The 21,132-nt window shown below is 33.7% G+C and carries 28 protein-coding genes; 18 read left to right on the top strand and 10 right to left on the bottom strand.

What is annotated here, in order from left to right:
* Positions 1 to 11 precede the first annotated feature (11 nt).
* The 11 genes from rpsE to rplQ are packed head-to-tail and all read left to right on the top strand — an operon-like array spanning position 12 to position 5,900.
* Positions 12 to 533 (top strand): 30S ribosomal protein S5, encoded by a 522-nt coding sequence (gene rpsE, locus QO190_RS11120; RefSeq protein ID WP_069800916.1) that lies wholly within the window; start codon positions 12 to 14, stop codon positions 531 to 533.
* Positions 534 to 544: 11 nt separating this feature from the next.
* A complete protein-coding gene (rpmD, locus tag QO190_RS11115; RefSeq protein WP_069800918.1) occupies positions 545 to 724 on the top strand; it encodes a 50S ribosomal protein L30 in 180 nt (59 codons plus the stop codon).
* A 15-nt stretch (positions 725 to 739) separates the two neighbouring features.
* Entirely contained in the window at positions 740 to 1,186 is a 447-nt protein-coding gene (rplO, locus tag QO190_RS11110; RefSeq protein ID WP_213190004.1) for a 50S ribosomal protein L15, read from the top strand.
* A 9-nt stretch (positions 1,187 to 1,195) separates the two neighbouring features.
* Positions 1,196 to 2,575 carry a preprotein translocase subunit SecY gene (gene secY, locus QO190_RS11105; protein WP_104793864.1) on the top strand — a complete coding sequence of 460 codons (1,380 nt, stop codon included), beginning with the start codon at positions 1,196 to 1,198 and terminating at the stop codon, positions 2,573 to 2,575.
* A 9-nt stretch (positions 2,576 to 2,584) separates the two neighbouring features.
* Positions 2,585 to 2,800, top strand: a complete 216-nt coding sequence (infA, locus tag QO190_RS11100) for a translation initiation factor IF-1 (protein WP_004917349.1) — start codon at positions 2,585 to 2,587, stop codon at positions 2,798 to 2,800.
* 11 nt (positions 2,801 to 2,811) lie between these two features.
* Complete coding sequence (ykgO, locus tag QO190_RS11095; RefSeq protein ID WP_004917354.1) at positions 2,812 to 2,928, top strand: type B 50S ribosomal protein L36; 117 nt, start codon at positions 2,812 to 2,814, stop codon at positions 2,926 to 2,928.
* A 9-nt stretch (positions 2,929 to 2,937) separates the two neighbouring features.
* Entirely contained in the window at positions 2,938 to 3,315 is a 378-nt protein-coding gene (gene rpsM, locus QO190_RS11090) for a 30S ribosomal protein S13 (protein ID WP_069800924.1), read from the top strand.
* Positions 3,316 to 3,331: 16 nt separating this feature from the next.
* Positions 3,332 to 3,721, top strand: coding sequence for a 30S ribosomal protein S11 (gene rpsK / locus QO190_RS11085; protein WP_069800926.1), 390 nt, complete (start codon positions 3,332 to 3,334; stop codon positions 3,719 to 3,721).
* A gap of 18 nt (positions 3,722 to 3,739) precedes the next feature.
* On the top strand, positions 3,740 to 4,348 hold the full coding sequence (gene rpsD, locus QO190_RS11080; RefSeq protein WP_213190001.1) for a 30S ribosomal protein S4: 609 nt from the start codon (positions 3,740 to 3,742) through the stop codon (positions 4,346 to 4,348).
* Positions 4,349 to 4,379: 31 nt separating this feature from the next.
* Entirely contained in the window at positions 4,380 to 5,375 is a 996-nt protein-coding gene (locus QO190_RS11075; RefSeq protein WP_213196882.1) for a DNA-directed RNA polymerase subunit alpha, read from the top strand.
* A gap of 9 nt (positions 5,376 to 5,384) precedes the next feature.
* Positions 5,385 to 5,900 (top strand): 50S ribosomal protein L17, encoded by a 516-nt coding sequence (gene rplQ, locus QO190_RS11070; protein ID WP_371462871.1) that lies wholly within the window; start codon positions 5,385 to 5,387, stop codon positions 5,898 to 5,900.
* Between the two features lie 57 nt (positions 5,901 to 5,957).
* On the opposite strand, the gene QO190_RS11065 is transcribed toward rplQ, so the two are convergent.
* Positions 5,958 to 6,389: a hypothetical protein gene (locus QO190_RS11065; protein WP_371462869.1), complete on the bottom strand. Its 432-nt coding sequence runs from the start codon at positions 6,387 to 6,389 to the stop codon at positions 5,958 to 5,960.
* Positions 6,390 to 6,593: 204 nt separating this feature from the next.
* Between QO190_RS11065 and eno the strand changes: the two genes are divergently transcribed.
* Both eno and QO190_RS11055 read left to right on the top strand, forming a co-directional pair.
* Positions 6,594 to 7,886: a phosphopyruvate hydratase gene (gene eno / locus QO190_RS11060; protein WP_371462867.1), complete on the top strand. Its 1,293-nt coding sequence runs from the start codon at positions 6,594 to 6,596 to the stop codon at positions 7,884 to 7,886.
* Between the two features lie 202 nt (positions 7,887 to 8,088).
* Positions 8,089 to 9,375, top strand: coding sequence for a citrate synthase (locus QO190_RS11055; RefSeq protein ID WP_371462865.1), 1,287 nt, complete (start codon positions 8,089 to 8,091; stop codon positions 9,373 to 9,375).
* A 445-nt stretch (positions 9,376 to 9,820) separates the two neighbouring features.
* Here QO190_RS11055 and QO190_RS11050 read toward each other — a convergent pair whose 3' ends face one another.
* The 5 genes from QO190_RS11050 to QO190_RS11030 all read right to left on the bottom strand — a co-directional run bounded on the left by QO190_RS11050 (position 9,821) and on the right by QO190_RS11030 (position 15,312).
* The gene (locus QO190_RS11050; protein ID WP_371462863.1) at positions 9,821 to 11,032 is read right to left on the bottom strand and encodes a S41 family peptidase; all 1,212 of its coding nucleotides are present in this window, start codon (positions 11,030 to 11,032) and stop codon (positions 9,821 to 9,823) included.
* 193 nt (positions 11,033 to 11,225) lie between these two features.
* A complete protein-coding gene (locus tag QO190_RS11045) occupies positions 11,226 to 11,993 on the bottom strand; it encodes a HincII family type II restriction endonuclease (protein ID WP_371462861.1) in 768 nt (255 codons plus the stop codon).
* The gene (locus QO190_RS11040; RefSeq protein ID WP_371462859.1) at positions 11,990 to 13,588 is read right to left on the bottom strand and encodes an Eco57I restriction-modification methylase domain-containing protein; all 1,599 of its coding nucleotides are present in this window, start codon (positions 13,586 to 13,588) and stop codon (positions 11,990 to 11,992) included. Before QO190_RS11040 ends, QO190_RS11045 begins: the two co-directional genes overlap by 4 nt.
* Before the next feature lie 326 nt (positions 13,589 to 13,914).
* Positions 13,915 to 14,244, bottom strand: a complete 330-nt coding sequence (locus QO190_RS11035) for a multidrug efflux SMR transporter (RefSeq protein WP_024565581.1) — start codon at positions 14,242 to 14,244, stop codon at positions 13,915 to 13,917.
* A gap of 237 nt (positions 14,245 to 14,481) precedes the next feature.
* The gene (locus tag QO190_RS11030; RefSeq protein ID WP_371462857.1) at positions 14,482 to 15,312 is read right to left on the bottom strand and encodes a DUF5694 domain-containing protein; all 831 of its coding nucleotides are present in this window, start codon (positions 15,310 to 15,312) and stop codon (positions 14,482 to 14,484) included.
* A 239-nt stretch (positions 15,313 to 15,551) separates the two neighbouring features.
* On the opposite strand from QO190_RS11030, the gene erm reads away from it, so the two are divergent.
* A complete protein-coding gene (gene erm / locus QO190_RS11025) occupies positions 15,552 to 16,352 on the top strand; it encodes a 23S ribosomal RNA methyltransferase Erm (protein WP_371462855.1) in 801 nt (266 codons plus the stop codon).
* Positions 16,353 to 16,613: 261 nt separating this feature from the next.
* Here erm and QO190_RS11020 read toward each other — a convergent pair whose 3' ends face one another.
* From QO190_RS11020 to QO190_RS11005, 4 genes are all read right to left on the bottom strand, one after another.
* The gene (locus QO190_RS11020) at positions 16,614 to 17,225 is read right to left on the bottom strand and encodes a hypothetical protein (RefSeq protein ID WP_371462853.1); all 612 of its coding nucleotides are present in this window, start codon (positions 17,223 to 17,225) and stop codon (positions 16,614 to 16,616) included.
* 228 nt (positions 17,226 to 17,453) lie between these two features.
* On the bottom strand, positions 17,454 to 17,870 hold the full coding sequence (locus QO190_RS11015) for a hypothetical protein (protein ID WP_371462851.1): 417 nt from the start codon (positions 17,868 to 17,870) through the stop codon (positions 17,454 to 17,456).
* Between the two features lie 11 nt (positions 17,871 to 17,881).
* Positions 17,882 to 18,379 carry a hypothetical protein gene (locus QO190_RS11010; protein ID WP_371462850.1) on the bottom strand — a complete coding sequence of 166 codons (498 nt, stop codon included), beginning with the start codon at positions 18,377 to 18,379 and terminating at the stop codon, positions 17,882 to 17,884.
* Positions 18,380 to 18,595: 216 nt separating this feature from the next.
* Positions 18,596 to 19,153 (bottom strand): thermonuclease family protein, encoded by a 558-nt coding sequence (locus QO190_RS11005; protein ID WP_371463734.1) that lies wholly within the window; start codon positions 19,151 to 19,153, stop codon positions 18,596 to 18,598.
* Between the two features lie 108 nt (positions 19,154 to 19,261).
* On the opposite strand from QO190_RS11005, the gene QO190_RS11000 reads away from it, so the two are divergent.
* From QO190_RS11000 to QO190_RS10985, 4 genes are all read left to right on the top strand, one after another.
* Entirely contained in the window at positions 19,262 to 20,065 is an 804-nt protein-coding gene (locus QO190_RS11000; protein WP_371463732.1) for a hypothetical protein, read from the top strand.
* Between the two features lie 79 nt (positions 20,066 to 20,144).
* Positions 20,145 to 20,597 (top strand): DUF5675 family protein, encoded by a 453-nt coding sequence (locus QO190_RS10995; protein WP_371463730.1) that lies wholly within the window; start codon positions 20,145 to 20,147, stop codon positions 20,595 to 20,597.
* Between the two features lie 12 nt (positions 20,598 to 20,609).
* The gene (locus tag QO190_RS10990) at positions 20,610 to 20,882 is read left to right on the top strand and encodes a hypothetical protein (RefSeq protein ID WP_371463728.1); all 273 of its coding nucleotides are present in this window, start codon (positions 20,610 to 20,612) and stop codon (positions 20,880 to 20,882) included.
* Positions 20,863 to 21,075 carry a hypothetical protein gene (locus tag QO190_RS10985; protein WP_371463726.1) on the top strand — a complete coding sequence of 71 codons (213 nt, stop codon included), beginning with the start codon at positions 20,863 to 20,865 and terminating at the stop codon, positions 21,073 to 21,075. Before QO190_RS10990 ends, QO190_RS10985 begins: the two co-directional genes overlap by 20 nt.
* The last annotated feature ends 57 nt before the right edge of the window (positions 21,076 to 21,132 follow it).

Genomic DNA, 21,132 nt, shown 5'->3' with positions numbered 1-21,132 from the left:
ATTAAAAAATTATGTTAGGATTAGATAATATAGAAAGAGTAAAACCAGGTGGTCTAGAGCTTAAAGATCGTCTAGTTGCCGTAAACAGAGTAACTAAAGTAACCAAAGGAGGTAGAGCTTTCGGATTTTCTGCAATCGTAGTAGTAGGTAATGAAGACGGTGTAATCGGTTTCGGTTTAGGTAAATCTAAAGAAGTTGCTTCTGCTATTGCTAAAGCAGTAGAAGATGCTAAGAAAAATTTAGTGAAAGTTCCTGTAATGAATCATACAATCCCTCACCAAACTTCTGCTAGATACGGTGGTGCTGATATCTTCTTAAGACCAGCTTCTCACGGTACAGGATTAATCGCAGGTGGTGCGGTAAGAGCGGTACTAGAATCTGCAGGAGTACATGATGTACTTTCAAAATCTAAAGGTTCTTCTAACCCTCACAATGTGGTAAAGGCAACTTTCAAAGCATTGTTAGATATCAGAAGACCAGAAGAAATTGCAAGAATGAGAGGAATTTCTTTAACTAAAGTGTTTAACGGTTAATTTTTTATATCATGGCAACAATTAAAATCAAACAAGTAAGAAGTGCTATCAAAAGACCTAAAGTACAAAAAGATACTTTAGTAGCTCTTGGTCTTAAAAAATTAAACCAAGTTGTAGAACACGAAGCTACTCCATCTATCTTAGGTATGGTAGCAGCAGTGAGACATTTAGTAGAAGTACAGGAAAACTAATTAAATTTTAACAAAATGAATTTAAATAATATTCAACCAGCATCTGGAGCTACTCATAATTCAAAAAGAGTAGGTAGAGGACAAGGTAGTGGCAAAGGTGGTACATCTACAAAAGGTCACAAAGGTCAAAAATCAAGAGCTGGTTACTCACAGAAAATAGGTTTTGAAGGTGGTCAGATGCCTTTACAAAGAAGATTACCAAAATTCGGATTTAATAACATTAACAGAAAAGAATACAGAGCTATTAATCTTGATACTATTCAAGCATTAGTAGACGCTAAAAATCTTTCTGAAGTTACTAAAGAAGTATTGGTGGAAAATGGTTTATCTTCTAAAAATGAATTAGTGAAAATTATGGGTAGAGGAGAACTTAAATCTTCTGTTTCTATTTCTGCTAACAAATTCACTAAATCTGCTGAAGAGGCAATCTCTAAAGCAGGAGGTAAAGCGATCACTCTTTAATAAAAACAAATGAAAGGTTTTATTCAAACACTTAAAAACATCTGGAGTTTACAAGAATTGAGGGACAAGATTATTGTCACTCTTTCTTTGATTCTAGTATATAGATTTGCTTCTTATATTTCTCTACCAGCTATTAACATGGCAGAAGTAGGAAATTTATTAGATCATTTTCAGAAACAAGGTGGCGGTAAACAAGCTGCAGGTCTATTAGGTCTATTATCATCATTTACTGGAGGAGCTTTCAGTCATGCTTCAATCATGGCTTTAGGAATCATGCCGTACATTTCTGCATCTATTATTGTGCAGCTTATGGGAATGGCAATTCCTTATTTACAGAAACTTCAGAAAGATGGTGAAAGTGGTAGAAAAACCTTAAATCAAATTACAAGATGGTTAACAATAGGTGTTTGTCTCGTACAAGCACCATTTTACCTAGGTACTATTACACAGGTTTTTTTACCTTACGAACAGTTTAGATCTGCGTATTATATTGATCCGCAATCTATTGCATTTTATGTTCCAAGTGTAGTGATATTAGTTGCAGGTTCTATCTTTGCAATGTGGTTAGGAGAAAAAATTACAGATAAAGGCATTGGTAACGGGATTTCTATCTTAATCATGGTAGGGATTCTAGCTGGTTTACCAACTGCATTTTTACAAGAATTTACTACTCAAACAGGAAACGGAGGTTTAGGAAGCATTATGATCCTAATCGAAGTTTTATTCTGGTTGGTAGTAATCTTATTAGCAATTGTACTTTCAGTTGCGGTAAGAAAAATTCCTATTCAGTATGTAAGTAGAGCTCACGCAACAGGTGGTGCAAACAGAAATTTATTACAAGGAGCAAGACAATGGATTCCTCTAAAAGTAAATGCATCTGGAGTTATGCCACTAATTTTCGCACAAGCATTAATGTTTGTTCCTGGTTTGTTAACTAAATTCGATGATACCAATACTTTCTTAGCAGGATTCAAAAATCCATTCAGCTGGCAGTATAATGTATTATTAGTAATTTTAATTATCATCTTCTCTTATTTCTACACAGCCATCACTATTCCAGTGAATCAAATGGCAGATGACTTAAAGAGAAATGGAGGTTTAATACCGAAAGTAAGACCAGGACAAGAGACTGCAAATTACTTAGATGATATTTTATCTAAAATAACCTTGCCAGGTGCGTTTTTTTTATCTATCTTTGCAATCCTTCCAGCTTTAGTGCATGGAGGCTTTGTTCAGACTGAAGGATTCTCCCATTTTTTCGGAGGAACTTCTTTATTGATCATGGTAGGAGTAATTTTAGATACAGTTCAGCAAATCAATACGTATTTGTTGAACCATCACTATGATGGATTGATGCAATCTAAATTATCTAGAACATCAAACTTATAAAAAACATCTATGGCAAAACAAAAACATATAGAACAAGATGGCGTTATAGTGGAAGCACTATCTAACGCCATGTTCCGTGTGGAACTGGAAAATGGGCATGTTCTCATCGCTCATATTTCAGGGAAAATGAGAATGCATTACATAAAACTTTTACCAGGAGATAAGGTAAAATTAGAACTCTCTCCTTATGATTTATCAAAAGGAAGAATAACATTTAGATATTAAATTAAATACTAATGAAAGTTAGAGCATCAATTAAAAAAAGAAGTGCAGATTGCAAAATCGTAAGAAGAAAAGGCAGATTGTACATTATTAACAAGAAGAACCCAAAATTTAAACAAAGACAAGGCTAAAATTAAATTATGGCGAGAATTTCAGGTATTGATTTACCAAAAAACAAAAGAGGCGTTATCGGTTTAACTTACATTTACGGAATTGGTAGAAGCACAGCTTCTGAAATCCTTAAAAATGCCGGTATCAGCGAAGACAAGAAAGTCAACGAATGGAATGACGATGAATTGGCTGCAATCAGAAATTACATCACTGAAAACATTAAAGTAGAAGGTGAATTACGTTCTGAAGTGCAATTGAACATCAAGAGATTGATGGACATAGGTTGCCAACGAGGAATACGTCACAGACTGGGATTACCTTTAAGAGGCCAAAGAACGAAAAACAATTCTAGAACCCGTAAAGGAAAGAGAAAAACAGTTGCTAACAAGAAAAAAGCAAGTAAATAATCTTTAGATTAGAATTATGGCAAAACAAACTAAAGTAGTTAAAAAAAGAAAAGTAAAAGTAGAAGCTATTGGTGAAGCACATATCCAAGCTTCTTTCAATAATATTATTATTTCTTTGACAAACAAAAACGGAGAAGTAATTTCTTGGTCTTCTGCCGGTAAAATGGGATTCAGAGGTTCTAAAAAGAATACTCCATTCGCAGCTCAAATGGCTGCAGAAAATTGCTCTTCAGTAGCTTATGAAGCTGGTTTAAGAAGAGTAAAGGTGTTTGTGAAAGGTCCAGGTGCAGGTAGAGAATCTGCAATCAGATCTATTCACAATTCAGGAATTGAAGTTTCAGAAATCATTGACGTGACTCCTATGCCACACAATGGATGTAGACCACCTAAAAGAAGAAGAGTTTAATTTTTAGAAATTTAACCTATGGCAAGATATATTGGACCAAAAACTAAAATTGCACGTAAATTTGGTGCTGCAATTTACGGAGACGATAAAAGTTTCGAAAAAAGAAAAAATCAACCACCAGGACAACACGGACCTAACAAAAGAAGAGGTGCTAAAAAATCTGAATATGCTGTACAGTTAGCTGAAAAACAAAAAGCTAAATATACTTACGGTATCTTAGAAAGACAATTTGCTAACCTTTTCGATAAAGCGCACAGAAGCAAAGGCGTTACAGGTGAGGTTCTTTTACAATTATGTGAATCTAGATTAGATAACGTAGTATACAGATTAGGTTTTTCTAAAACCAGAGCTGGTGCTAGACAGTTAGTTTCTCACAGACACGTAACAGTAAACGGAGAAATTGTAAACATCCCTTCATATTTATTAAAAGCAGGTGACGTAATCGCTATTAGAGAAAAATCTAAATCTCTAGAAGTAATTGCTGATTCATTAGCTTCTAAATCATCTTATGAATGGTTACAATTTAACGACGAAAAGAAAGAAGGTACTTTTATCTCAGCTCCTGAAAGAATTCAGATCCCTGAAGATATCAAAGAACAGCTAATCGTCGAATTATACTCTAAATAATTTTAATCAAATTTTTGCTCAACCCAATATTATGGCAATTTTACAATTCATAAAACCCGACAAAGTAATTCTACTTAATTCTACGGATTTCAAAGGTCAATTCGAATTTAGACCATTAGAGCCAGGATTCGGACTTACTATCGGTAATGCTTTGAGAAGAGTTTTACTTTCTTCTCTAGAAGGATATGCTATCACATCTATCAAAATAGAAGGAGTAGAGCACGAATTTTCAACAATTCCAGGTGTAATAGAAGATGTTACGGAAATCATCCTTAACCTTAAGCAATTAAGACTTAAAGCAAAAGTAGAAAACGCATCAGCAGAACAAGTAAGTGTGAAAATTTCTGGTAAAGAAGTAATCACTGCAGGTGATTTTGCTAGCTCGATGAATAACTTCGAGGTACTTAATCCAGACTTAGTAATCTGCAACTTGACAAAAGAGGTGTCTTTCGAAATGAATTTCAACATCGACAAAGGAAGAGGTTATGTTCCTTCAGAACAAAACAAATCTAACAATGCACCTATAGGAACGATTGCAATTGACTCTATCTTTACTCCTATTAAGAAAGTTCAATATAGCATTGAAAACTATCGTGTAGAGCAAAAAACAGACTACGAAAAACTAGTATTAGACATTGAGACGGATGGTTCTATCACCCCTCAAAATGCTTTAACTGAAGCTTCTAAGATATTAATTTATCATTTCATGTTATTCTCTGATGAGAGAATTACTCTAGAAACTGAAGCTGTAAAAGCATCAATCCAATACGATGAAGAAACCCTTCACACAAGACAATTACTTAAGTCTAAATTAGCAGATATGGATCTTTCTGTGAGAGCTCTTAACTGTCTAAAAGCAGCTGAAGTAGAAACTCTAGGTGAATTAGTTTCTTATAGTAAGTCTGATTTGATGAAATTCAGAAATTTCGGTAAGAAATCATTGACAGAACTTGAAGAACTTGTTCACTCAAAAGGACTAAACTTCGGGTTTGATGTTGCAAAATATAAGTTAGACGCTGATAAATAATCCTTAACAATGAGACACGGAAAAAAATTCAATCACTTAGGTAGAACAGCCTCTCACAGAAGCGCTTTGCTTTCTAACATGGCATGCTCACTAATTGAACATAAAAGAATAAATACTACTGTTGCTAAAGCTAAAGCTTTAAGAGTATACGTAGAACCTATCTTAACTAAAGCTAAAGAAGATACTACGCACAACAGAAGAATTGCTTTCTCTTACTTACAAAGTAAAGAAGCAGTTGCAGAACTTTTCAGAACTGTAGCTCCTAAAATTGCTACCAGAAATGGTGGTTATACTAGAATCATCAAGACTGGTTTCAGACCTGGTGATGCTGCAGACACTGCATTAATAGAGCTTGTAGATTTCAATGAACTTTACAATCCTAATGCAGAAGAGAAAAAAGCAACTAGAAGAAGCAGAAGATCTACTAAGAAAGAAGCTGCTGTAGTAGCTGCTCCAGTGGTAGAAGAAACTGCTGTAGTAGAAGAGCCAAAAGCTGAAGCTACAGAAGAAAAAACTGAAGAATAATTCTCAGAATTTCTATAAATAAAAAACCATTCAGATTTCTGAATGGTTTTTTTATGCTTATTTTTTACGACTTAACTCGAAAATTTGTCCGTTTTGGGTAATGGTTAGTAAATCGCCTTTAGATATTGCCTTTATACCATCTTTTTCATAAATATCACTTTCGATCTCGGGTAATTCTATCTTGAGTTTGTTTCTTTCGATAAGGATGAAGTTACCTTCCTTAATTCCCGTAGTAAAAGTTACACTCGCTTCCGTACCGTCAAAAGCATGATAAACGTACTCCTTTTTTTCAATTTTATTTTCGGTTTTGGTAATCTTGCCCTCTAAATTGGTATTTTCTAAAATTATAGAATCTGTTTTGCTTACTCCATTAGCATCTATTATTTTGATTACTTTTACTTCCTTTTCTATTACTGTTTTGTTTTTATTATCACAGCTGATAACGCCGATGATGCCTAATATTAAGATATAGTTAAAAGATTTTTTCATTGCAATTTTTTAAAAATTAATAAGTATCTTTAAATAAAATTTGAAGGATTTTATGTTTTAAAAATACAAAAAATACCCTACAAAAATCATAAACTTACATTGCTAAATTATGCGTAAATTTGCAATGCAAAAAATAAGAAAAGAGCTGGTCTTCATTTTTTTTGAAAGATTAGCCCTACAATAGAAACTTTAAAATAGAATAATATGAGTTACATTTCATTTATTGAAGCAAGACAAATTTTGGATTCTAGAGGAAATCCAACTGTAGAAGTTGATGTATTTACCGAAAGCGGTGCAATGGGACGTGCAGCTGTTCCTTCTGGTGCTTCTACCGGAGAACACGAAGCAGTAGAATTGCGCGATGGAGGTTCAGAATATATGGGGAAAGGCGTATTGAAGGCCGTAGAAAATGTAAAAGAAGTAATCGCTCCAGAATTAGTAGGACTTCCAGTTTTTGACCAAAATCTTATCGATCAAATTATGATTGACTTAGATGGTACAAACAACAAAGGAAACTTAGGTGCTAATGCTATTTTAGGAGTTTCTTTAGCTGCTGCTAAAGCTGCTGCTGCTGAATTAAGACAGCCTCTTTACAAATATATTGGTGGTGTAAATTCTAATACACTTCCCGTTCCGATGATGAATGTAATCAATGGTGGTTCTCACTCAGATGCGCCAATTGCATTCCAAGAATTTATGATTATGCCAGTAAAAGCAGATTCTTTCTCTCACGCTTTGAGAAAAGGGACTGAAATTTTCCATAATCTTAAATCTATTCTTCATGACAGAGGTTTATCTACTGCTGTAGGGGACGAAGGTGGTTTTGCGCCAACTTTCAAAGGAACTGAAGACGCTTTAGATACATTACTTAAAGCAATCGAAAAAGCAGGTTACAAACCAGGTGATGATGTAATGATTGCCTTAGACTGTGCTTCTTCAGAATTCTACAAAGATGGAATCTACGATTATAGAAAATTCCAAACTCCAGATTCTGCACAATTTACAAGCAGCGAACAAGTTTCTTACTTAGCAGAATTGGTAAACAAATATCCAATTATCTCTATTGAAGATGGTATGCAAGAAAATGACTGGGAAGGTTGGAAAATGTTAACTGATAAAATCGGTGATAGAGTACAATTAGTAGGAGACGATTTATTTGTAACAAACGTAGAAAGACTTTCTAGAGGTGTTAAAGAAAATATTGCTAATTCTATCTTGGTTAAAGTAAACCAAATCGGTTCATTATCTGAAACTTTAGCAGCGGTACAAATGGCTCAGCATAATAAGTATACTTCTGTAATGTCTCACAGATCTGGTGAAACTGAAGATGCTACAATTGCAGATTTAGCGGTAGCTTGCAACTGTGGTCAGATTAAAACAGGTTCTGCTTCTCGTTCTGATAGAATGGCGAAGTATAACCAATTATTAAGAATCGAGGAAGCTCTAGGAGAAAATGCAATTTTCCCAGGATTAGATGCTTTTAAAATTAAAAGATAATTTATTTACATAAATCTGAAAAACCTCCTACTTCAGGAGGTTTTTTTGTGGATTCTTCATAGTAATTTTATTTTTAAAAACAGCAACTATATCAATTTAGCAAGTTTATTACAGATATAGTAAAAATAAATAGGTTTGCATAATAGAAAGTTTTCGGTAAAATTCTTTTTTTTGTATTTTTACTGAAAATATATTCTAAAACATGTCAGATAATAAAGTTATACTCAATTACGACGGAAATTCTTATGAGTATCCTATCGTAGAAAGCACAATTGGTGATAGAGGTATTGATATTTCTAAATTGAGAGATCAAACCGGACTTATTACTTTAGACCTAGGCTATAAAAATACAGGAGCCACTTTAAGTGATATTACTTACTTAGATGGTGATTTGGGAGAACTTTTCTACAGAGGTTATCCTATTGAGCAAATTGCTGAGAAATCTAATTTTTCTGAAGTAATGTACTTATTGCTTCACGGTGAATTACCAAACGCTTCTCAGTTTACTCAATTCGAGAATAACATTAAGAATTACAACTTCGTAGCCGAAGAAATGAAAAAAATTCTTGATGCTTTCCCTCGTTCTGCGCATCCAATGGGTGTACTTTCTGCTCTTACTTCTGCTCTTACAGCATTTAACCCAAAAGCTGTAGACGTAAAATCTAAAGAAGAAATGGACCATGCTGCAGAATTATTATTGGCTAAATTCGCTCATCTTTGTGCTTGGACTTACAGAAAAACCAATGGTTTCCCGCTTAACCACGGAGATAACAGTCTAAATTATGTAGAGAATTTCTACAAAATGACTTTCAGAAAACCATACGAAGAGTTCGAAATTGATCCAGTAGTGGTAGCTGCGCTAGATAAATTATTAATTCTACACGCAGACCACGAACAAAACTGTTCTACTTCTACAGTAAGAATGGTAGGTTCTGCTCACACAGGTTTATTTGCATCTATTTCTGCGGGAGTTTCTGCATTATGGGGACCACTTCATGGTGGTGCAAACCAAGCAGTAATCGAAATGTTAGAAATGATTGAAAAAGACGGTGGAGATGTTGCTAAATATGTAGAAAAGGCAAAAGATAAAGAAGACAGCTTCAGATTAATGGGATTCGGGCATAGAGTTTATAAAAACTTTGACCCAAGAGCTAAAATCATCAAAAAAGCTGCAGACGATATCTTAAACAAACTAGGAGTTCACGACAAAGCTCTAGACATTGCAATGCAACTAGAAAGAGTAGCACTAGAAGATGATTACTTCGTAGAAAGAAAACTATATCCAAACGTAGATTTCTACTCTGGTATTATCTACAGAGCATTAGGAATTCCTACAGAAATGTTTACAGTAATGTTCGCATTAGGACGTTTACCAGGATGGATTTCTCAATGGAAAGAAATGCGTCTTCACGGTGACCCAATTGGTAGACCAAGACAAGTGTATCAAGGTGCTCCAAAACGTGATTACGTTCCTATGGAAAACAGATAATTTTAACAAATTTATAAAATGGAAACCTCTCAAATTTTGAGAGGTTTTTGTTTTTTATAGAGAAGTGAATTTGAAAATGGTTCTATGCATGATTTATTGCCGTTTTTTGGAAACCGATGTGCATGTTGCACAACTCAAATATATAAAAATTAGTATTTCAATAGGATATTTTATAAATTTATTCATGCAAGGAAAGAAGAATAAAACCAAGTGTTTTAGCCCAAGTTATTGCCTTAAAACAAGGGAAGAACTTTGCTTTTGTAAATCAGTCTTCCCAAGCATCAATAACTCAATTTTAAGCACCCCAATTTTAAGCATTTTGACCGTTAACTAAAAAATAAACCTCGCTTAAAAGTACTTAAACGAGGTCAAAATTTTATGTTTTTGAAAACTATTTTCTAAAAAAAGGAGTTGTGCAACAGTTACCCGTGTTAGCAGAAGTTTTTTATTTCTCGAATTTTACATATTCAATTGCTTCGTCTATGTTATTTTTATAATTTTCAATTGAATATTTTATTGGAATATCTGGAATTAGCGGACCAAAATAACCTTTCCAATTTTCCCAAAATTTCGTTGAATAACCAACAATTATCTTTGAATTTGGAAGATAAAAGCCTCTTGTTTCTCCATAATGATTAACATTTCCGCTTGTTGACTCTCCTATTAGAATTGAGTTGTAATTTCTTTTCAAATCAATAGCATTCATTAAAGAAGAAGAAAAAGTTTTCTTGCCAATTAAAACGTATAGAGAACCTTTTTTGTTAATGTAGCTTGTTCTTAATTTTTCTAAAAATGGTTTTAATATTGCTGAATTTCCGCCACTGTTATTTCGTAAATCTATAATAAGTTTTTCAGGCTTTTGAGTTTCAATGATATTGAATAATTCTTTGTTAAAAGTTTCAAACAGTTTTCCGTTTTGTTCGGAACAATCCTGATAATTAAAGTATAATATTTTATTGTTCTCTAAAAATTCATACCAATAATTGTCCTTGGTTTTGAATCTTAAAAGATGAGAATTTAAAGTGTTAGAAGAAGTTCTTTTATTTTCTGCTGAAAGTATTATTTCCTGTTTGTCTAAGACGAATTTAGCACTTGAATCTGATTGTGTAATATTCAAGCCTTTTAATATTTTCGGATTATTCACAAAGTTTAGAAAGTAATTTACAAAGTAAGATTTATTATCATCTTTAATAATTGTTTTATATTTTTTGATTACGTTTTTTACCGAAATTTTTTCGATTCCGTTAAGTTTTTTGAAAAGCAAACTTGAATTGATAGAATCAGTTTCTGTCACAAAAATGCCTTCTTTAAAGAAATCAAAATGTATGGGAAAAATTGTTGGATATTTTGGTTCTATTCTAGTGTGTTCGTCACCAATTTCTTTGATTAATTTGTAAAGTTCAATTTCAAAAGTTTCTTCATTTAGATTTTTGCTTTTACTTTCGATTTCTAAAATTTTTAGATTGAATTCTTTTTCAGAGATTTTTGCAAACAAATTTTTATGTCTTTGAGGTAATTCGGTTTTAAGAAATTCTAAATCTTCAACGAATTGCTTTTCTGTTAAATTTTGCGCATAAATTTTATGAGTTGCAAATATAAATAGGAAAGATGTGAATAAAAATTTCCTACGAAATTTAGTTAAAGTTAAATTTTCCATTTTTTAGTTTTCTCCTTTAAAGACAATTTATAACTGTATTTTGTTACAAAATTTCTGCTAACGGTTCGGGGCTTGGCGATGGTGGCACTTTTAGCACGAAAGTTTGATAGATGTACTAACTTTCAATTTTGCAGAAATGTTCAATCGAAGCCGTTTTCTGCCACTATCGCCAAACCCTTGTTGTGTGCCGTTTTTATTTGATATATTTTTCAAACGGTTTTACAAATTTCGTAATCATATCGTCTGCACGTTTTTTGGCTTGTGTTACGAAATGTTTCAAGTAAGATTTCGCCCAACTTTCCATAGTTCCGTTAAATGATTGGTCTAAGTCCCGAACGTGAAACTGAATTTGCATAGCTGCTGCCCAATTAATGTATAAGTCGCTCGGTTGTGCTTTGAACAAACAAGCAAAATGTGTGTCGTGGCAAACTAATTTATCGTTGTCCAACAGCCAATCAATTTCAAAATAGTTGATTGTAAAATCGTCAAATTCTTTATTATCAAGCATTTTAGCACAAACTTGTGCTAACTTAAATGCAGAAATAATGTTTGGCGGTTGTGCCGATTTTGAAACATTACGAGTTTTAATGTCAATGATTTCGTAAAAATCGTCTTTAACTACTAAAATGTCGGCTGTGTCGTTTTGTTTTTCGTCAAACGGATTCTCAATACTCCATTTGTCTGTTGCATTTTTTCCACGACTTAGCAAAAACAAAACGGTTGGCGAATTGAACAATGCCTGTCTTGCTTGAAACCCGATTACGTTCGGATTTTTGCTAAACAAATCGTTCAAATATTCGTATTGACGAAACGTATTTTTCGGGAATTGTTTTTTGATTTCAGCGTAAACGTGTTTGTCAAACGGTTCTCCTGCTGCGTGTCCCGATAATGTTCCCGAAAGTGGTTTCGGAACGGAAGTCCCTTTTAAATTCTTTGCTAACTTGGTGTAATTTACGTTCATTTAATTTCAAAAAGTTGGTTAAACAATGGATTGATTTTTGAAAACAACTTTTCGTCTTTGTTAGTCAAAAATTGTTGAGTAATATCGGTAATAGAATTGTGTAATGAAACTTCATCTTCGTTGTTCCAATCAATTTTTCTGAATGGAATACTTGCAATCGGTTTTTCCGAAAACTCAACAATATTTCCTTTTACAATACCGTTGCATTTCAGCCAATCAAAAATTATCGGTTGATTGAGATAAGCCAAAATGTATTCAATACTTTCTTTGGTTTCGGACTTTTTGAAAATTGCAGTAACGTCTTGCGTGGGGAAAGTGCCACTTTCAACGAGTGCAAAACGGAAATAATTTTTATTGGAAATTCTTTCTTTGCAAGGTACAAAAATTCGTTTGTCGGCTTTGCTAAACAAATTGAAATTTCGTAGAAAAACCCACTCCCAATAATTGATTTTGCGATTGTATTGATAGCGTTTTTCTAAATCTGTTTTGTATTTCTGAAAGTGCAAATAAAAATTAGGATATGTTTTTTGAAATTCGGTTTCTTCTAAATTCTCATTGATAAAAATGTATTTCGTGATGCTTTCAGCAAAAAACGGTGTCAAATCTTTGGCTTTAACTACGTTAATAGTTGCTGATTTTTCGGCACTATTTAGTTCGTGTCCGTTTACTTGAAATGCTTTATCAAGCCCACTAACAAGCCCGTTGCCGATGTCGCAAATTTCGCCAATCGTGTGAAACTCCGTTTTTCCTTCGTCAAAAAAACTAAGTAAAGATGTCGGAGCGTGTTTTTGGCAAACGGTTTCTAATATCTGTAATTCTTTCCGAACTTCATCACTTTGCAACAACCAACGTTCATTGGTCTTAAATTGTGAAACTTGCAAATATTCTGCGTCTTTAAACGGAATTTGATTTTTCAGATTTTCAAGCGTTTCGGAAGTCAGTTTTTGATTAGCGTAAAATTTTGCAACCTTAATTTTGTCTGATTTTCCTTTGCTTTTTACAAACTTAAAAATAACGATTGAAACCGTTACTTTGTCAAAAATCGGTGTTTCGTTGAAATGATAAATTTCTTCAAAATAGCCGTGTTGCACCATATAATTGCGAAGCGTAACGGAATGAGTTGTATTCATCCAATACTCTGGGCAAATAAAAATTAGTTGTCCGTTTTCATTCAAAAGTTCAATAGATTTGAGAATGAAAATATAAAGATAATCGCAAAGCGAATTAAAATATTTATTCCAAATCGGATTGAGTGAAAGCTCCTGTTTTAGCTCGTCTTCCAAATTTTTCCAACGTATGTAAGGCGGATTTCCGATGATTAAATCAAACTTGTCGTCAATATTTGCAGACACAAAACTTTCGTAGCGAACACAAGAAAATTCTGTCGCCAAGTCTTGGTCAATTTCGTAAGCTGTTAGATTTTTATAGCCTTTCTGTTGCAGGATTTCTAAAAAAACACCTTCGCCACAAGAGGGTTCTAAAATTTTTGAATTAGTGGAAATGTCAGCCAAACCAAGCATAAAATCCGCCACTACTTTTGGTGTAAAGTATTGTCCGAATTTATTTTTGCTACTCTGTTTTACTACTGTTTTCATTCAAAGTCAAATTGATTTCTTTATTTTTACAAAGATACAATAATTGTTTGTTAGGGGATTAAGTCAAGTTGAAATTTTTGCTCAACTTTTCTGTCGGAGTACGGTCGTCCTAAAATGGCACACAACGGGAAAGGGCTTTGCGAGGTGCGGGCTACTGCAACCGGAAGTGGAGAGGATAACCGAACGCTAGCAAAAACTTTTTCCATTTTTTAAAATTACGAAAAAACTAAAAAATGGAAAAGTTGTTTGCGGGTATTTTCTACAAATTTTCTGAGATTTACTTCAACCCCGCATCTTGCAAAACCCATGTTATCTGCAGGCATTTTTTAGTGTGTTGAAGATTTAGAGAAAAAGTTCATAACAAAAACACCTGCAACAATCAAAATAATTCCAATAATTGCTGGTAAATCCAAAGATTGTTTAAAGATAATTACTGAAATCAATGCAGTTAAGACAATTCCTAAACCTCCCCAAATCGCATAAGCAATTCCTAAAGGTATTGATTTTAATGCTTGAGAAAGGAAGAAAAAGCAAGCAATATATGCTATTATTGTTATTGTCGTGGGTAAAAGTTTTGAAAATCCGTCAGATGCTTTCATAAAACTTGAACCTAAAACTTCAAGAACAATCGCTAATGCTAAATATAAATATTTCATTGTTTGTTATTACTTTTTGTTAAGATAAAATTACTATAATTTAAATTCTTAGATAGTTTTTTTGTGAAATTCCTTCTATGAAATGGGTTTGGATATGCTTGCAGATAACGGTTCTCGGATTGGCGATGTGGCGGATAAGGAAACTAAAACTTTCTATAATCACTGAACTTCAACGGAAGCAAAAATCTTCGATTAAGCACTAAACCCGCCATATTGCCAAACCGATGTTATCTGCGGTTATTTTAGGTAATCAAATGTATTTTCTACAATATATTTCGGACTTCTTTTCAAAAAATCCATAAAGAGTGCAGTATGAGTTCCGCCCATTAAAATAAAAATCCTATCGTTCTTTGTAACCGGTATTTGATTAAGATTTGAAAACATTACAAGATTTCGGTGATAAAATTTTCCTGCTTCATCTGCACCCTCGGATTTTCCTTTACTTGAACTAAAGGTCAAAACATCTGCATTCATTATGATTAAACTTTCTAGATATTGTGGGTGATTATTTAGTTTAAATAATTCATAAAAAGGGATGCCTTCTTCTGGATTTTCCTTTTCATTTTCATCGAGCATTTTCCAATATTTATTTGCGGTATTTTTGTCAACCACGTTAGTAAGTTCATTTGCTATGTAGTAGTTATAACCTTCTTTGAAATCAATTCCGTAAATTTTCTTTGCCTCACTTAATCTTCCAACTTCATAAGCGAGTAATTCTATTTCAGTAGGTTTTTTATATTTTGTAGCAGGATTTTTTACATAATTCAAATAATCAGCATTTCTTAAACTATCATTCTTGGACAAATCTTCAATGACAATAATTGTTGGTTTGAATTCCGCTAATAGTTTCGCGACCTTTCTTACCTCAGTTTGATTTTTTTTATTGTTCTCATCGAATTTCGTTGAAGATGCGTCAGAGGTTTCTCCAAAATGAAATGTCGCAACATTTAATACGGGGATTGCATCGTTAAATTTAGTTTTATAAATATTTAGTTTTTCGTAAGGCACATTTTGTGCAAAAAGATTTATTGTCGTCACAAAAAATAAGAATGTCAAAAGTTGTTTCATTTTTATGCAGGTTTGGTTTATAATCGCAGATAACGGTCGAGTGTATGTGCCGTAAGGGATTGCGGAGTAGTTCCCTGTCCACCGACACGAAAGTTTGAGCGGGCTACAATGCTTGAATACCCACTGAAACCCTTATGGCATATACACTTTGTTGTGCGTTCGGCTTTTATTTATTTCATTTTCTTATTGTAAATTGAAGCAAAGTTACTAATTTTGCATTCCACCTGTAAGAAGTCATAATGAATAAAAATAAATTGCCTGTAAGATTTACAGGTCAGCACTTTACAATTGACAAAGTGCTAATTGAAGATGCAATAAAACAATCAAGAATTAATCAAAACGATACGGTCTTAGATATTGGTGCAGGAAAAGGATTTCTAACTGTACATCTACTACAAAAGGCAAAATTAGTCATTGCGATTGAGAATGATTTTGAGTTAATAACGCATCTAAAACACAAATTTAAACAAACTCAAAACATTCAAGTTTTTGGATGTGATTTCAGGAATTATAAAATTCCTAATTTTTCGTTTAAGGTTGTTTCTAACATACCATTTGGTATAACATCAGAAATTTTAAAAATATTGATGTTTGAAAATATGGAAAGTTTTCAGGGCGGTTCAATTTTCCTGCAATTAGAACCTGCTAAAAAGTTATTTGTAGACAAAATCTTTAATCCTTACACTATCCTATATCATACATTTTATAGTTTGAAGATAGTTTACGAAATAAATCCTAATAGTTTTATACCTCCTCCAACTGTTAAGTCTGCTTTTCTTAAAATTGAACGAAAACCTTTACATATTGATTTTAATCAGAAAGTCAAATATTTAAATTTTCTATCCTTTCTGTTACAAAAACCTAATTTACCTGTCAGAACGGCTTTAAAATTAATATTCAGAAAAAGTCAGGTTAATGAGATTTCCGAAAAATTTGGAATTAATTTGAACTTAAAAATCGTGAATCTATCTCCAAGTCAATGGGAAGATTGTTTTATTGAAATGCTGAAAGTTGTCCCTGAAAAGTTCCACCCTTCATAATCACTTCTTTTATATTAAGGTGGTATTTCCATTATCGGGGTCTTGTCTTTTAAGCTGACGCACAACGGAAAAAGTATTGGCGAAGTGCGGGCTTTCGAAGAACGAAAAGTTCAAGAAACACCAACGTAGCGAATGCTTTTTCAATACTGCTAACTTACAAAAAATTGCAGAATTGAAAAGCATGAGCGGATTATTTTTTCTGCTTTTCAATTTTGCACTTCACCCCGCATTTTGCCAATACTATGTTAGCTGCAGTGTTTTTTAGATATTCATTAGCAAGAAATACCAATTTTCTTTATTCGTCCAATTAAATTCAATGTCACGTTTAAAAATAATTGATTTATCTCTTTTAATTTTCCATTCGTCTTTCCAACCTGGAACAATTTCTGTCTCGGCAAGATATTTGGTTCCATTCATTATTGAAACTGATTTTGCTTTCCCTTTTTGGACTGTTTCTGCATAATATTTGTGGTCAGTCAAACAAATAAATTTTGTCAAATCAAATCCATCGAAATTTTGAAGTCTTTCGATATCAATCAAAGCATCATAACAGTCAATATCTTTTGCTCTATTACTATTTTTCATAAAACATTTTAATTCGATTGCGCATTTTACTTCTTCAGTGTTGTCACGCAAAATGCAAACAATATCAATACTTTTCTTTTCATATTTTGTTTCCATTTCTATTTCAAAATCTTCGTTTGGAAAAATACAGTATAAATTTCCCAAATCAAAAATTGTCTTTGATAAATGTAGTTGAAGACTAGATTCTTTATTAATGGTTAATTTTTTTGAAATTATTTTCTGAAAAATTATTTCCCAAGCAAGTTCAATTATTTGACTTAATCTTTCTTTTTTGTTTAGTTCTATCACGGCGTTTTTTTAACATTGCAGCTAACGGGAAAAGTATTGCCGAAGAAGCGGGCTTTTTATAACCGAGATTTCAAAAGAAACACTTCCCGAAGCAAAAATTTTTCCCTTTTTCAAACTTACAAATTTTCTTTGGAAAAGGGGAAAATTTTTGCGACTATTTTCACTAAACGCTCAAAGAATTCCTTCAACCCCGCTTTTTTGGCAATACTATGTTGGCAGAAGTTTTTTTTAATTCACTATAATACTTGTAGTTACTTGTGTATTTTTTTTGATTGAAATTTCAGGATGAATTGTGCTTACCCAAACCAAATTATTTCCTTGCTGTCTGAACGCTTCAAAATAGTAAGTTGTTGGAATGTCGCTTGTAATATATGTTGATAAATCAAAATTTGCTAAACCATTGCTGTCAGAAGTTACTTGTTTTTCTATGGCTGGAAGATTTGCCGAACTTGTTACTTTGCTTTTAAACATCATAACAATGACGTTTGATTGCGGAACATTTTGAGCGTTAACTACATTCATTTTTATAGAAGTAGTAGTTGTTTGAGTATTTGTTGTTGAAGATGAAGAGGAAGAAGAGTTTTCATCTCTACTACAAGATAGAAAAAATAAAGTAATGGTTGTTAATAAGAATATTTTTTTCATTTTTTGTTAATTTATTTGTTAGTTTTTGTTACTTCATCAAATTTTAGTTCAGTCTTTTTGCCTTTCCCATATTCTACAATCAAGACATTTGAGTTAATTCCAATAATTTTTCCGTCAATAATATCTCCTTTTCTTTTAAAAACCACAGAGTCACCAACTTCAAGTTTAATTTCTGCATTGGCAGAAGTATTCACAGAAACCATTGCATTTTGAATTCCCCAAACATCACCTACAACTTTTACTTTTTTACCGTTGTCACGAACAAAAATTTTCGCATTCCGAATAAATTCACCTTCATATTTTTTGGTCAAGTTGTCAATAGCATTTTCCAACGCATCTGTATCTGCGTCTGCAATTCCTTCGACTTCTCGATTCAAGAGGACATATTTTTTACTATCATCCAAATTTCTGTTACTGATAGAAGTTAAATCTCCAATTCTCACCCAAGAACCACAGGAGATAAGTGTAGAGCAAGTAAATGCTACAAGAAATAAATTTGTGTTTTTCATAAAAACTTTAGATGTTAAAATGCTTACTTTCAGACATTTTAAAGTCGCTGTTTCGGCTATTCCGACTATTGTAAGAATTCCCGAGTTTTCTTTTTATGACGGGTTTTTATAAAATTTCTGCCAACACTCAAATAAATGTAATTCGTTTGCAAGGTGCTTTAAATAGGGCTTTATAGTTAATTTATTGGCGGTAAAGTACAACATAAGTACAACAAATTAAAAATGTTCTATAAAACTGTAAATACCTTTCTTTTGCTTTTGGGCTTGGAAACAAATATACTGAAAATAAGGTAAATGAGTGCAAAAATATGAATTTGCTGCTTTTGCCCAACCGTTTACAAGCAATAATTCATTCAGACATTCGCCGGAAGGCAGAATGATATACGCCAAATCTCTCAGCCAAAAATCTGTGCGGTTATCCAGTTCTGTTAAAACTGTGATCCGTGTGCCGGGTGGACAAACACTCAAAACATAATCTAAACTTTGTAATCCATACTGAAGCAGTAAACTGGCAGGAATACCGCTTTTCGCTTCATCCTCCCGCATCTTTCTGGAAAAATGAACTTCCGGTGCATCCAAACCGTAAAGTCTTATTTCACGCCTTTCCTGTGTGAATTCCTGTTTTATTTTTAGACTGTCGCCGTCCAAAACTTCTTCCACAATCCAAAACGGTTGGACATGGATGTTTTTAATCTGAAAATATTTTGCGGACGGATTTCCTGTTGTGCTGTCTTCCATTTCGTTAAGGTTTGCACTAATTTCGTTGTATTTCATTGATTTACAGTATTTTAACTATTGTTTTTTCAAAGTTAATAAATGAAATTTGTATCTGTCTAGACAACAGTGTTTTTCTCTCTTTTCTAATTTTTAAAATTTAAAACAATGGCAAGACAAAAAGGTCTTATGAAATACGTCGGAACGATTGGCGACGTGAGACACTTCAAAATCAAAGGTCAGGAAGGCTTCTTCGCAGGTATGGTCGGCGGTCCAACTGCTGAACAGGTGAACAACGCCCCTGAGTTCGAAAGAACGCGCGAAAATATGAACGAATTTGGCGGATGCGCCAAAGTCGGCAAATCGTTAAGAACGGCGCTTTCCGCTCTTATGGGAAAATTTACGGATCCACAGGTAACTGGAAGATTGACTTCGATCATGAAGAAAATCAACCTTGAGGACGGAACCGAAGCGAGAGGTTACAGAAAGGTTGAAGTTTCCACACAGAAGAATTATCTGCTTGGATTTGAATTTAACAAAAACCTTTCAATCTCAGGCATCTTCAATGCTCCGTATGACATTGAGCCGGACGCTGCGAGAACTTCTTCAGATTTCATCGTGGCTGCTTTTAATCCTGCTGATCTAATCTCTGCTCCTTCAGGTGCAACCCATTTCAGACTGATTAATGCTTTGGCGGTTCTTTCTGATTTTTCCTACAACCCGACCACAGGAAGTTATGAGCCTGACGATATGGTGAATAACGAGTTGACTAACATCGCTTATTCTCCATACATTCCTTTGAATGCGGCTTATGCAGGTTCAACCATTACAGCAACACTTCCGGGAGCTCCTGTGTTGGACAATAAAGTTTCGGTGGTTCAGTGTATCGGCATTGAGTTCTTTCAGGAAGTTAACGGAAATTATTATCCGTTTGCGAGCGGAAACTGTCTCAAAATAGAGGAAGTATTTTAGGATAAAATCTTCAAAGGGCTTCCCAAATCGGGAAGCCCTTTTTATTTCAATTATTTAATTCACAAATACCTAATCAGTTATGAAAACAAAAATCATCAGAGTAGCACAAGGCAAGGAAAGCACTCTTTCCCATCTCTATATTGACGGCATTTTCCAATGCTTTCTCTTGGAAGATAAAATACGCGATAAGAAAATCATGCATAAAACAGCCATTCCCGAAGGTATTTTCAAACTGCGTTTAAATACTTGGGGCGGAATGAACAAAACGTATTTCCCTAAATATGGACCAATCCACAAAGGCATGATTGAGATTGCCGAGCTTCCAACATTTAGTTCCGTATACATTCATATCGGAAACACGATTGAACAGACTGCAGGTTGTCCACTTGTCGGACTTTCCTACATCAAAAAGGACGGCGATTTTCAGGTTCTGCAGAGCGTGGATGCTTACAAGCAGGTTTACAAAAAACTCTATGAAGCCGCTACAGGAAAAGATAATCAGATTGAGATTAAAAATATTTTTCAATTCTAAAAGCCTATTATTATGCAAACAGAAATCACGCTCAATGTTTTGTTCGGTTCTCTTTCTTCCGTTCTCCTTGCGATTGTGGCGTATTTTATTCGCCAATTACACAGCGATTTCAAGAGCATGGAAAAGGACATTTCAGAAGTCAAGACCATGGCTTTACTTATCAAGACAGAGTTTAAAAACAGTTATGACCTTCTCAATCAGAAAGTGGATTTTCTGGAACAGAGAGTTTCCAAATTAGAGTTTAACCAATTAAAAAATCAGGATCATGAAACAGAGAAATCTTAACCTAGTTAGCAGAATTCAGGAACCAACGCCAAAATGGTTCAGAATTGTTAGAAATCTTGGATTGGCTTTATCAGCAGTTGGCGGTGTTCTTGTGGCAGCTCCGGTTGCACTTCCTGCAACTGTTGTTGCGTTCGGTGGGTATTTGCTTTTGGGCGGTTCTATCATCGGGGCGGTCTGTCTTGTCCTAAAATAGCTTTACACAAAAAAGTGTAAAAGAATGAACAAACGACAAATTATTTTAGGATTAAAA

This window comes from Cloacibacterium sp. Arc13 (assembly GCF_041431305.1).
Lineage (GTDB): Bacteria > Bacteroidota > Bacteroidia > Flavobacteriales > Weeksellaceae > Cloacibacterium > Cloacibacterium caeni_B.
Note: the sequence above shows the minus strand (reverse complement) of the source record. Positions and strands in the feature narration are given on the sequence as shown.

What these genes read in the sequence shown, in the direction of transcription:
- rpsE (WP_069800916.1), top strand. Translation starts at nt 12, where the DNA reads ATGTTAGGATTAGATAATATAGAAAGAGTAAAACCAGGTGGTCTAGAG.
- rpmD (WP_069800918.1), top strand. Translation starts at nt 545, where the DNA reads ATGGCAACAATTAAAATCAAACAAGTAAGAAGTGCTATCAAAAGACCT.
- rplO (WP_213190004.1), top strand. Translation starts at nt 740, where the DNA reads ATGAATTTAAATAATATTCAACCAGCATCTGGAGCTACTCATAATTCA.
- secY (WP_104793864.1), top strand. Translation starts at nt 1,196, where the DNA reads ATGAAAGGTTTTATTCAAACACTTAAAAACATCTGGAGTTTACAAGAA.
- infA (WP_004917349.1), top strand. Translation starts at nt 2,585, where the DNA reads ATGGCAAAACAAAAACATATAGAACAAGATGGCGTTATAGTGGAAGCA.
- ykgO (WP_004917354.1), top strand. Translation starts at nt 2,812, where the DNA reads ATGAAAGTTAGAGCATCAATTAAAAAAAGAAGTGCAGATTGCAAAATC.
- rpsM (WP_069800924.1), top strand. Translation starts at nt 2,938, where the DNA reads ATGGCGAGAATTTCAGGTATTGATTTACCAAAAAACAAAAGAGGCGTT.
- rpsK (WP_069800926.1), top strand. Translation starts at nt 3,332, where the DNA reads ATGGCAAAACAAACTAAAGTAGTTAAAAAAAGAAAAGTAAAAGTAGAA.
- rpsD (WP_213190001.1), top strand. Translation starts at nt 3,740, where the DNA reads ATGGCAAGATATATTGGACCAAAAACTAAAATTGCACGTAAATTTGGT.
- QO190_RS11075 (WP_213196882.1), top strand. Translation starts at nt 4,380, where the DNA reads ATGGCAATTTTACAATTCATAAAACCCGACAAAGTAATTCTACTTAAT.
- rplQ (WP_371462871.1), top strand. Translation starts at nt 5,385, where the DNA reads ATGAGACACGGAAAAAAATTCAATCACTTAGGTAGAACAGCCTCTCAC.
- QO190_RS11065 (WP_371462869.1), bottom strand. Translation starts at nt 6,389, where the DNA reads ATGAAAAAATCTTTTAACTATATCTTAATATTAGGCATCATCGGCGTT.
- eno (WP_371462867.1), top strand. Translation starts at nt 6,594, where the DNA reads ATGAGTTACATTTCATTTATTGAAGCAAGACAAATTTTGGATTCTAGA.
- QO190_RS11055 (WP_371462865.1), top strand. Translation starts at nt 8,089, where the DNA reads ATGTCAGATAATAAAGTTATACTCAATTACGACGGAAATTCTTATGAG.
- QO190_RS11050 (WP_371462863.1), bottom strand. Translation starts at nt 11,032, where the DNA reads ATGGAAAATTTAACTTTAACTAAATTTCGTAGGAAATTTTTATTCACA.
- QO190_RS11045 (WP_371462861.1), bottom strand. Translation starts at nt 11,993, where the DNA reads ATGAACGTAAATTACACCAAGTTAGCAAAGAATTTAAAAGGGACTTCC.
- QO190_RS11040 (WP_371462859.1), bottom strand. Translation starts at nt 13,588, where the DNA reads ATGAAAACAGTAGTAAAACAGAGTAGCAAAAATAAATTCGGACAATAC.
- QO190_RS11035 (WP_024565581.1), bottom strand. Translation starts at nt 14,244, where the DNA reads ATGAAATATTTATATTTAGCATTAGCGATTGTTCTTGAAGTTTTAGGT.
- QO190_RS11030 (WP_371462857.1), bottom strand. Translation starts at nt 15,312, where the DNA reads ATGAAACAACTTTTGACATTCTTATTTTTTGTGACGACAATAAATCTT.
- erm (WP_371462855.1), top strand. Translation starts at nt 15,552, where the DNA reads ATGAATAAAAATAAATTGCCTGTAAGATTTACAGGTCAGCACTTTACA.
- QO190_RS11015 (WP_371462851.1), bottom strand. Translation starts at nt 17,870, where the DNA reads ATGAAAAAAATATTCTTATTAACAACCATTACTTTATTTTTTCTATCT.
- QO190_RS11010 (WP_371462850.1), bottom strand. Translation starts at nt 18,379, where the DNA reads ATGAAAAACACAAATTTATTTCTTGTAGCATTTACTTGCTCTACACTT.
- QO190_RS11005 (WP_371463734.1), bottom strand. Translation starts at nt 19,153, where the DNA reads ATGAAATACAACGAAATTAGTGCAAACCTTAACGAAATGGAAGACAGC.
- QO190_RS11000 (WP_371463732.1), top strand. Translation starts at nt 19,262, where the DNA reads ATGGCAAGACAAAAAGGTCTTATGAAATACGTCGGAACGATTGGCGAC.
- QO190_RS10995 (WP_371463730.1), top strand. Translation starts at nt 20,145, where the DNA reads ATGAAAACAAAAATCATCAGAGTAGCACAAGGCAAGGAAAGCACTCTT.
- QO190_RS10990 (WP_371463728.1), top strand. Translation starts at nt 20,610, where the DNA reads ATGCAAACAGAAATCACGCTCAATGTTTTGTTCGGTTCTCTTTCTTCC.
- QO190_RS10985 (WP_371463726.1), top strand. Translation starts at nt 20,863, where the DNA reads ATGAAACAGAGAAATCTTAACCTAGTTAGCAGAATTCAGGAACCAACG.